Origin of the sequence: Nocardia alni (genome assembly GCF_019038435.1) — a bacterium.
In the GTDB taxonomy this organism is placed as follows: domain Bacteria; phylum Actinomycetota; class Actinomycetes; order Mycobacteriales; family Mycobacteriaceae; genus Nocardia; species Nocardia alni.
Genome location: NZ_JAGPOX010000132.1, coordinates 17,373 through 27,419, shown reverse-complemented (window position 1 = coordinate 27,419; position 10,047 = coordinate 17,373). Strand labels below are relative to the sequence as shown.

Below are 10,047 nucleotides of genomic sequence, written 5' to 3'. Positions count from 1 at the left end.
GGGTGGGTGGCGCCGGACCACGGGCTCAGGAGAACCACGCCTGTTGCGGCGAGGATGAATGAGCGTCGCATTGCTGAATCCTGTTCTCGAAGCAGTTGTGCGCGAGCGGGATCTTCATCAGCAGGTCGAGCGGAGTGCGGTCGAGCGAATGCTGTGCGGGGTGCTGGGGATGCGGCCAGCGGCTGGTGGCATCTTATGTGAATTGGCCGGTGGTTTGCCGAAGTTCGTACAGGCGAGGGGAATTCCGGTGAATCGCCGGGTGTGGTCAGTGTGTCGTATGCGTTGTGTCGCTGGTTGGCGGCAGTCGTTCGGTGCGCGCGGGATCCGGGTGTTTGCCGTAATTGTCTGCCCTGGGATGCATTTCGCCGCTGATAACCGCCCCTGACACGAATTGCTGTGAGGCGAAACGTTTTCAGATATGGTCGAGTGCGGTTTATCGGCGCGTTCTCGCGGTATACCGATGCGAGGAGGTGAGTATGTCCTATCTATTGCATGATTTCCTGACGCCGTACATCGGCGAGCAGGCCGCGACCTACTGGGCGACGTTGTTCGTCATCGACCCGGCGGGCTGACCAGCGTAGCGGCAGGGTAACGGGCGGTCTGGTGCGAGCAGTCCAGTGCACTCTCACTGGCTATGAAACGCCCTGATCGGGCCGCCTAGAATCGTGGCGTTGTTCGTGAATGCCCCGATCCACCCAGCACTCAGGAGTTAGCCGTGACGACGCCCGAAACCGCCCCGACGACCGGTACCGCTCGTGTGAAGCGCGGTATGGCCGAGATGCTCAAGGGTGGGGTGATCATGGACGTGGTCACGCCCGACCAGGCCAAGATCGCCGAGGACGCCGGTGCGGTGGCCGTGATGGCGCTCGAGCGGGTTCCGGCCGATATCCGCGCCCAGGGCGGCGTGTCCCGGATGAGCGATCCGGACATGATCGACGGGATCATCGAGGCCGTGTCCATCCCGGTGATGGCCAAGGCCCGGATCGGCCACTTCGTGGAGGCACAGATCCTGCAGAGCCTCGGTGTCGACTATATCGATGAGTCCGAGGTGCTCACCCCGGCCGATTACGCCCACCACATCGACAAGTGGAACTTCACCATCCCGTTCGTGTGCGGCGCGACCAACCTGGGCGAGGCGCTGCGCCGCATCACCGAGGGCGCGGCCATGATCCGTTCCAAGGGCGAGGCCGGGACCGGTGACGTGTCCAACGCCACCACCCACATGCGCAAGATCCGCCAGGAGATCCGCCGTTTGGCCTCGCTGCCCGAGGACGAACTGTTCGTGGCGGCCAAGGAACTGCAGGCTCCGTACGATCTTGTGCGCGAGATTGCCGAGACCGGCAAGCTGCCCGTCGTGCTGTTCACCGCCGGCGGCATCGCCACCCCGGCCGACGCGGCGATGATGATGCAACTGGGCGCGGAGGGCGTGTTCGTCGGCTCGGGCATCTTCAAGTCCGGTAACCCCGCGCAGCGCGCCGCCGCGATCGTCAAGGCCACCACCTTCCACGACGACCCGGATGTGCTGGCCAAGGTCTCGCGCGGCCTGGGTGAGGCCATGGTCGGCATCAACGTGGAGGAAATCCCGGAGCCGCACCGCCTCGCCGAGCGCGGCTGGTAGCCCGACGTCACACGGCTCGGCCCCGATCCCGAACACCGGGATCGGGGCCGAGCCGTTTCTGTCGGAGGCCGAGCTGTCAGGACGGCCGTTCTCGTTACGAAATGGAAACGTGTTCACGATGGCCTGCCGGTTTTCGTCAGATTTTTCGGGTAAATAGCCGTGTTATCGGTGTTGCCTGTGATTTCTGTGGGGTAGTTGTAAGGCGTGGTGCATATTTGATTTATTTTCGAGGAATATATTTGCGCCTAATCGGCCGTAATGGTCCGATGATCAATTTCGGTGTGATTGTTTTCTCTTCGGCGCCATGCGCACAATTCTTTATCCGGCTTCATGCGTGGAGGTGTGGCGGACGTTCCCAGACTTTTTCCGATAGAACTGGAGGCAACCATGGCAAGATCCGACGATCCGCGCCCTTCCCGGTCGCAACCGGTGCAGCCGATGAAGGTCGTCGACAATACGGTCGACCGGCCCTACACCGTGCAACGCCTGATCGAGCGGCCGGTCGAAAAGGTCGTGGACAAGCCCGTGACCATGGAACGAGTCGTCGAACGCCTCGTCGTCGACACCGTGGACAAGGTCGTCGACAAGCCCGCCCAGGTGACGCGCACGATCGAGAAGCCCAGGGTCACCGTGGTGGACGACGTGCGCGAGAAGCCCGTGACGGTGGAGCGAGTGGTCGAGAAGCCGCGCGTGAGGGTGACCGACAAGCTCGTCGACAAGCCGGTGACGATCGAGCGGATGGTCGAGAAGCCGTCGGTGAAGGTGACCGATCGGATCGTCGATAAACCGGTGACGATCGAGCGGATGGTGGAGAAGCCGTCGGTGAAGGTGACCGATCGGGTTGTCGATAAACCGGTGACGGTGGAGCGGATGGTGGAGAAGCCGTCGGTGAAGGTGACGGATCGGGTTGTCGATAAACCGGTGACGGTGGAGCGGATGGTGGAGAAGCCGTCGGTGAAGGTGACCGATCGGATCGTCGATAAACCGATGACGATCGAGCGCACGATCGAAAAACCCGTCGTGAACATCATCGATAAGATGCAGAACAAACCGATCGACGTGCAGCGGATGGTCGAAAAGCTGGTCGTCGCCGTGGTCGACAAGGTGCAGGACAAGCCGACACAGGTAGAGCGCCTGGTCGAGAACCTCATCGTCAGCATTCACGACAATATCGTCGACAAACCCGTGCGGATCGAACGCAGGATCGAGAAGCCCGTCATCGAGATCGTGGACAAGGTGGTGGAGGTACCGGTCCAGAAGATCGTCGAACGGGTCGTGGAGAAGCCGGTGGAGAAGATCGTCGAGAGGATCGTCGAGAAGCCGGTGGAGAAGATCGTCGAGAAGATCATCGAGGTGCCGGTCGAGAAGATCGTGTACAAGACGGTGGAGAAGCCGGTCGAGAAGATCGTCCAGCTCATGGTGGAGAAGCCCGTCATCAAGACGCGCGAGGTGCCACGCGAGATCGTCGTGGAGAACGTCGTGGTCAAGCCGGTCGAGAAGACGGTGGACCGGACCGTGGAGCGGGTGGTGGAGAAGCCGAACATCATCGAGAAGGTGGTCGAGAAGCCTGTCGATCGGACCGTCGAGCGGATGGTGGAGAAGCCCAACATCATCGAGAAGGTGGTCGAGAAGCCTGTCGATCGGACCGTCGAGCGGATGGTGGAGAAGCCCAACATCATCGAGAAGGTCGTGGAGAAGCCTGTCGATCGGACCGTGGAGAAGGTCGTCGAGAAGCCGAACATCATCGAGAAGGTGGTGGACAAGCCGGTCGATCGGACTGTGGAGCGCGTGGTCGAGCGGCCCAACATCATCGAGAAGGTCATCGACAAGGCAGTCGACCGCGTGGTCGAGAAGATCGTGGAGCGGCCGAACATCGTCGAGAAGGTGGTGGACAGGCCGGTCGATCGGACCGTCGAACGGGTGGTGGAGAAGCCCAACATCATCGAGAAGGTTGTCAACAGCGTGGTCGACCATGTGATCGAGAAGATCGTGGAGCGGCCCAACATCATCGAGAAGGTGGTGGACAAGCCCGTCGACCGGACCATCGAGCTGATGGTCGAGAAGCCGAACATCACCGAGAAGCGGGTCGAACGGCCGGTGGAGCGGGTCGTCGAAACCGTTGTCGAGACGCCGCAGATCGTCGAGAAGATCGTCGAGAAGCCGGTGCGGAAGGTGCTCGAGAAGATCGTCGAGACGCCGGTGCTGACCGAGAAGACCGTGCACCGCGAGGTCGAGATGGTGCAGGAGCGCATCGTGGAGAAGCCGGTCGAGACGATCGTGGAGAAGATCGTCGAGCGGCCGGTGGTGCGTGAGGTCGAGAAGGTCGTCGAGGTGGTGGTGGAGAAGCCGGTCTTCGTGCAGAAGATCGTCGAGCGGCCGGTGGAACGCGTCGTGAACACCGAGGAGCACGTGTCCACCGACGTGCACAGGTTCGGCGGCCAGACCTCCCAGATCCAGCCCGTGGTGCGGGAGAACGAGACGGCCGACACCGAATTCATCGAACGCTCCACCGGTAAGCATCCGATCGATCGCATCGTCGGCAAGGAGTCCGATGTGCCCTCGAACGAGCGACTCGCCGGCTTCGAGAAGGAGCACCAGGAGCACGCCCGCCAACGTGGCTGGTGGCATCGACGCTGAGAGGAGCCTGGTCATGATGTCGCAATCGCACAAGGCAGCATCGGTAGGCAAGGCCGCGGTTCGTCGTGCTTCGCCCGGCATCGTGTTTCTGGGCCTGGTGAGCGCCGGCGTGCTGGTCGCGGTACCCGCTTCGGCGGATCCGTCGAGCGCGGCGAACGACGCGATCAACGCGCATTACGCCCAATTCGGCGGTGCGGGTTCGCTTCTCGGTGGGCCGACCGGCGGCGCCACCGACATCGCCGGCGGCGCCGAGCGAAACTATCAGGGCGGCGCCATCTTCTACTCGTCCGCCACCGGCGCCAAGACCATGTACGGCGATATCCTGCAGCGGTATCGCGCACTGGGTGGTCCTGACGGCTCGCTGGGATTTCCGACCAACGACGAGAGTGATGCCGGTAACGGCGTCGCCCGCTTCAACACCTTCAACCAGCCCGGTGGCGCGGCCATCTACTGGAGCCCGGACAACGGTGCGCGGGTGCTGAAAGGCCATGTGCTCGAGGCGTATCAGACCAGCGGTGGAGCCGCGGGGCCGTTCGGCTCGCCGAACGCCGACATGGCATCGCAGTCGGGTACGCAGGCGGCCACGTTCACCGGACCGGCCGCCACCGACATCCGGTGGTCGGATACGGCCGGGCTGAGCACCGTGCCCGCGTCGGTGGCCGGATCGCTGATCGCGCGACAGCCCGCACTGCGGGCGCCCACGGCGTCCGCCCCGGCGGCGAGCGCCAGTACCAGCAGTTCCGGCAGCTCCGGGATAAACCGTTGGTGGGCACTGCCGATCGGTCTCGTGATCGCAGCCGTCGTGGGTGGCATACTCGGCATGTTCGGCCGCCGACGGCATGTCGCCGCAGGGCCGAGGACCATGCCCACCGGGCGCGGGCCGATCGGGGCCGTGCCGGATCCGGGTGGCCGGATGCCCACGCAGGCCCAGCGATTCGGGATGGAACCGGAGGGACAGCGAGGCAGGCCTATGCCGGACAGCCCGCGCGGGGCGTCGTTCGCACAGCCCTCGAACGCTCCGTCGACGAGGAATATGCCGAGGCCCGCCGCGCCGAATATGCCTGTCGGCCAGGACATGTCAGGGATGCGGCCCGGTGCGCCGAATATGCCTACCGGCCGGGATGCCTCGGGGATGCGGCCTGGTGCGCCGAATATTCCTGGACCCCAGGATATGTCGAGGAACAGGCCCGCTCCGGCGGATATGCCCGAGGCGAATGCGCCGGCCGGTCGGCATGCGCGACAAGGGTTCGCCGCGCCCCAGCCGTCCCGGATCACCGAGGACCCGGCGCAGGCCGCCTCGGCCCGGCGGGAGCAGGCGATGCGGGAGCAGCGGTTGGCGATGTCGGGCGCCGGCGATCCCGGCGGCATCCAGGTCGTGTACGAGAACAACGCGCTGGGAGCCGATCAGCAGAGCGCGAAAGATGGAAGCACGAAGGACCGATAGCGAACGCAGGCAGAGACAGGAGGACACCATGGAATGGCTGTTGGGTCTGCTCGGCGGGTTGGTCGGCGGTGGTCTGAGCGGGGGCCGCAGTATGGGGCCGTTGGCGGCCGGTGGCGCGGGCGCGGTGGGCGGCGGCATCACCGGCGGCATCATCGAGGCGGCCACCAGCGGTGGGCTGGACTTCGGCCAGATTCTCGGCCAGGTCGCCGGAGGAGGTGCGGTCGGCGCGGTCGTGTCGGCGATCCTGGGAGCCGTTGTCGCCAACCGGACGAGGGCGCGCTCGCACTGAGACGCCCTGGTGCACACCATCTTCGCGCTGCGTGAGCGCGAAGATGGTGTGCCGAGCGTGAGGAGCCTGCGATGCGGATGACGAGATTCGCGGCCGCGATGGTAGCGCTGTGCGCGTTGCTGTGGTTGGGCTCGGCGGCGGCGCCCGGCGCCGGAACCGGGACATCCTCGGCATCGGGGGCGCCGGCCGGGACGACCTCCGGATGGTGGCAGAACCGCTCCGCCGACAAGTGGTGGGCATTGCCGCTGGGGCTGGTCCTCGCCGCCGCGATGGGCGGAATACTTGGCACGTCGGTTCGGATGGTGGGTACGCGGAGACAAAAGCCGCCTGCGCGGGAGGTACAACCGTCCGCACCTGATACTTGGCCGAACGTGCCGCCGCCGAAGCCGGACGAGCAGCCGCCGGGGCCGGGCATGCGGTCACCCGCGCCCCGCGGGCCAGGTTCGGCGTCGTCGTCACCGGAGGTCCCGTTCGTCGAGTATCCACCCGATGTGCCGGGGAACTCCCTGCCGGCGGAGACGACGTCGAACCGGGCGATATGGACTCCGCCGCCGGACCGAGTCACGCCCGGAGTCCCCGAACCGCTTCCCGCAGTGTCGATGCCCGCCGTGAGCGAGTCCGAGTGGGGCGCTCGCACCGGCCCGCGTCTGCTGCACGGCGGAGAGCGCGACGACGGGCCCAGGCTGGACGCGGCCATGCGCCGAATCGGCGGCGCCGACGCGATGAGCATCACCTACGCGGAGGCGATGCAACAGACCGGCCCGACCAGCGGGTTACGGCTGCTGCTGGATACCACGATGGATTCCGCCCTGGTCGGCGTCCTGCGTTCCCAGGGGATCGACGCGGTCCACCTGCTCGACATCGACGCGACGCCGGGCGCCTTCGCGGCGGCGAGCAACGACGACCGTGTGCTGCTCACCAGTGATGTCGGATACATCGACGATCTGATCATCGGCGGCGAGACACGCCCGAGCGTCCTGCTCGCAGGCGATGCGGAGGCGACGATCGATGAATACGCCACCGCGATCGAGGCCGCCGCTCCGACGGCGACGCGCGCTCTCGAGAACGGCGCGCTGGTGGTGCTCGGAGACGACCGGATCCGGGTCCGGGATCTCCCGCTGCGATGGTGCCGACCGGCGTCCCCGCGAGCGTGGTCCGGCGACGACGCGACACGTCCGGACACAGCCGGCCCGGGCGAAACCATGCCTACGCAGTCGCCGTTATCCGAAAACGCCTACGGACGCGACCCCGGCCGGTCGTGACGCCTCAGCGTCCGTTCACCTTGACCATGCGCTCGGCGGCGTGGCTGGCGAGGTCGACCTGCCGCTGGGCGTTGGCCAGACCGTCGACCACGCAGGTGCCCAGCGGGCCGAGGCGGTCGTACATGGTGGCGGTGCCGACGGAGATGCCCTGTGCGGCAACCTGATCCACGGCCCGCAAGCCCACCTCGGTACCGGCCGGCAGCCGGGTCAGGGTCATGGTCACGTCGCAGTTGATATAGCCGATGCCCTCGGTGCCCCAGTTGCACGTCATGCTCGTCGCGTCGGCGATGTACGCGGCCCGCTCGAACGGCGACATGGGTTCGAAGTCCACCAGGTAGCCCAGGTTGTGCCAGACGCACAGGCGCTCGTCGTTCTGGGCGGAGGCGAAATCGTGGGTCCAGTCCCGCTCGCCGGGTTTGAACAGCGGCGGCCCGCCCACGGGACCGGCCTGCTCCGGGGTAGGCACGGGGAGATCCCGCGCCGCCTGCCACACCCGTCCGGGCGGCTGTTCCCCCTGCGCCAGATACATCGCCGTGGCTCGCGTGCGCACCTGACCGCCCTGCACGATGGCGGCGTCGACGACGCGGATCCGCCTGCTCTCGCGCACCACCTCGCTGCGCAGCTCGATCGGCTCGTTCAGGACCGGCCGGAACAGGTCCACGGTGAACCGCACCGGAGTGAAATCATCTCCGGGACGGTGTGTTTCGAGTTCGTGAGCCAGCAGGCCGCACAGCGAGGTCCCGCCGAGCTGCCCGTGGCCCCACGGGCCGATCGCCATCTCGGTGGGGACGTACTGCCCGTCGACCCGGTTGAAACTGGTGTAACTCATATCCGGCCCCTCCGATGCAAGATCTCTTGCATTAGAACACGTTGCATTGGGTACTCGTCTCCGGGGTATGCCGCAGTCGCGTTCCATGGTGCCCGGCGCGTGATCCGGGCCGCTGCCGGCACGCTCGAGGCCGGGATCCATGGAGGTAGGCCACGGATCCCGGCCGCGCGCACCACCTGCGACGATATCTACCGTCATGCCCGTAGGGCGGGCCGATCGGGGTGGTCCCAGGCGACCAGGATGTCCGCGGCCTCGCCCTGCTCGCGGCGGTGATACAGCAGGGCCTCGACCACGAAGTCGTCGTCCGGAGTGCTCGCGCGGCGCAGGGCGCCCTCGGACAGCCGCAGCTCCACGGTGAGGTCGAAGCGCAGACCGCGCCCCAGGAGCATCGGCCCGGCCACCAGCAGGATCGTGTCCGCGGTGGCGGAATGCGGTGTGGCGCGCGCGGATCGGTCGGTCTGCTCGTGCCACAGGGCGGGTAGCCAGCGGTCGTGCTCGCGCAGGGCTTGCAGCACTTCGCGATTCAGGCCGGGGTAGTCGAACCAGGCCGTGCGGTAGGAGTTCTCGTCACGGCCGAACTCCAGGCGCAGCGATGCCGGACGGACGTAGTCGTGCAGCGAGACCACTGCGGCCAGGCGGCCCCGGGCCCGGATCAGCTCGGCCACCGACTCGGCGAACGCGCGCGGATCGGCGGCGTCCGCGCCGTCGACCGCGACGACCGCGCGGCCCGCGAGCGCGTCGGCGCGTTCGGCTACGGACTCGACCAGGGCGTCGGCGGTGATGGGCGTGAAGCTCGGCACGGCACCATCATGCCGACTACGGTCATGAGGGCCCGGAGATGTGGCCCGCGTCTCATCGAGCTCCGGTCGACCCGGCACGGTATGCGAAGTGATTGTCGTCCGGTCCGGGAGAGTCGGGCATCGTGGGCGGGTTGCCATCGCATAGCCTGGTCAGGGCAACCTTGTGGAAGGACGGATCATGGCGACGATCGAAGAGGCGCTCGAACTCGAGCGGCTCGAGCGGGACATCTTCCGTGGCGCGTCCACGAAGACCCAGCTGCCGCGGACGTTCGGCGGGCAGGTTGCCGGGCAGGCGCTGGTATCCGCGGTGCGGACCGTGGACTCGCGGTACCAGGTGCATTCGCTGCACGGTTATTTCCTTCGTCCGGGCAACCCGTCGGAGCGGACCGTCTACGAGGTGGAGCGCATCCGGGACGGGCGTTCGTTCTGCACCCGGCGGGTCACCGGAATCCAGGACGGGCAAGCGATCTTCACCATGTCGGCCTCGTTCCACGTCGGCGACATCGGGCCGGAACATCAGGACGAGATGCCGAGTGTGCCGGTGCCGGAAGATATTCCGGACGAGCGCAGCGCCATGACCCCCGAACAGATGTGGCTGATGCGCGAATGGGAGCACTGGGATATCCGCGTGGTCTCACGCGATCAGGTCGTGCGCCGCGACGGCTTGGCCTCGCAGCAGCAGGTGTGGTTCCGCTACCGGCACCGGCTGCCCGACGATCCGCTGCTGCATGTCTGCACGCTCGCGTACATGAGCGATATGACCCTGCTCGGCTCCTCCAAGGTCGTTCATCAAGACGAGCCGACCCAGAACGCCTCGCTGGACCACGCGATGTGGTTCCTGCGCCCGTTCCGCGCCGACGAATGGCTGCTCTACGACCAGAATTCGCCCTCGGCCGGTTTCGGCCGCGCCCTGACCAGCGGGCACATCTTCAACCGCAAGGGTGAGTTGGTCGCCTCTGTCGTCCAGGAGGGCCTGACCCGCACGCTGCGGCCGGAGTCGAAGGCCGCCCGTTCGGCTTTCGAGGGCTTCACCCCGACCACCGACTGATCGATGACCTCCAGGCGGACGTCCGGGTACGCATCCGGCGCCGCGACATCCATCGATCCGATTGTACGCCTTACGGATTCGCTCCATGCCGAAGACCAGCAGCGGCAGCGCCGGCACGAT

The 10,047-nt window shown here is 66.4% G+C and carries 9 protein-coding genes; 7 read left to right on the top strand and 2 right to left on the bottom strand.

Annotated features, from left to right (window positions below):
• Positions 1-58: 58 nt before the first annotated feature.
• The 6 genes from JZ791_RS34955 (at position 59) to JZ791_RS34930 (ending at position 7,250) form a co-directional block, all read left to right on the top strand.
• Positions 59-385 carry a hypothetical protein gene (locus JZ791_RS34955; protein ID WP_216900689.1) on the top strand — a complete coding sequence of 109 codons (327 nt, stop codon included), beginning with the start codon at positions 59-61 and terminating at the stop codon, positions 383-385.
• A 330-nt stretch (positions 386-715) separates the two neighbouring features.
• Complete coding sequence (pdxS, locus tag JZ791_RS34950) at positions 716-1,618, top strand: pyridoxal 5'-phosphate synthase lyase subunit PdxS (RefSeq protein WP_216900687.1); 903 nt, start codon at positions 716-718, stop codon at positions 1,616-1,618.
• 387 nt (positions 1,619-2,005) lie between these two features.
• Complete coding sequence (locus tag JZ791_RS34945) at positions 2,006-4,255, top strand: DUF445 domain-containing protein (RefSeq protein ID WP_216900685.1); 2,250 nt, start codon at positions 2,006-2,008, stop codon at positions 4,253-4,255.
• A gap of 13 nt (positions 4,256-4,268) precedes the next feature.
• Positions 4,269-5,699, top strand: coding sequence for an LGFP repeat-containing protein (locus JZ791_RS34940; protein WP_216900683.1), 1,431 nt, complete (start codon positions 4,269-4,271; stop codon positions 5,697-5,699).
• Between the two features lie 28 nt (positions 5,700-5,727).
• The gene (locus JZ791_RS34935) at positions 5,728-5,988 is read left to right on the top strand and encodes a hypothetical protein (RefSeq protein ID WP_216900681.1); all 261 of its coding nucleotides are present in this window, start codon (positions 5,728-5,730) and stop codon (positions 5,986-5,988) included.
• A gap of 71 nt (positions 5,989-6,059) precedes the next feature.
• Positions 6,060-7,250 carry a DUF5615 family PIN-like protein gene (locus JZ791_RS34930; RefSeq protein WP_216900679.1) on the top strand — a complete coding sequence of 397 codons (1,191 nt, stop codon included), beginning with the start codon at positions 6,060-6,062 and terminating at the stop codon, positions 7,248-7,250.
• A 4-nt stretch (positions 7,251-7,254) separates the two neighbouring features.
• Here the strand turns inward: JZ791_RS34930 and JZ791_RS34925 are convergent, their stop codons facing one another.
• Entirely contained in the window at positions 7,255-8,079 is an 825-nt protein-coding gene (locus JZ791_RS34925) for a thioesterase family protein (protein ID WP_216900677.1), read from the bottom strand.
• A 194-nt stretch (positions 8,080-8,273) separates the two neighbouring features.
• Positions 8,274-8,879, bottom strand: a complete 606-nt coding sequence (locus JZ791_RS34920; protein ID WP_216900675.1) for a nucleoside/nucleotide kinase family protein — start codon at positions 8,877-8,879, stop codon at positions 8,274-8,276.
• A 178-nt stretch (positions 8,880-9,057) separates the two neighbouring features.
• On the opposite strand from JZ791_RS34920, the gene JZ791_RS34915 reads away from it, so the two are divergent.
• Positions 9,058-9,927 carry an acyl-CoA thioesterase gene (locus tag JZ791_RS34915; protein ID WP_216900673.1) on the top strand — a complete coding sequence of 290 codons (870 nt, stop codon included), beginning with the start codon at positions 9,058-9,060 and terminating at the stop codon, positions 9,925-9,927.
• Positions 9,928-10,047: the final 120 nt, after the last annotated feature.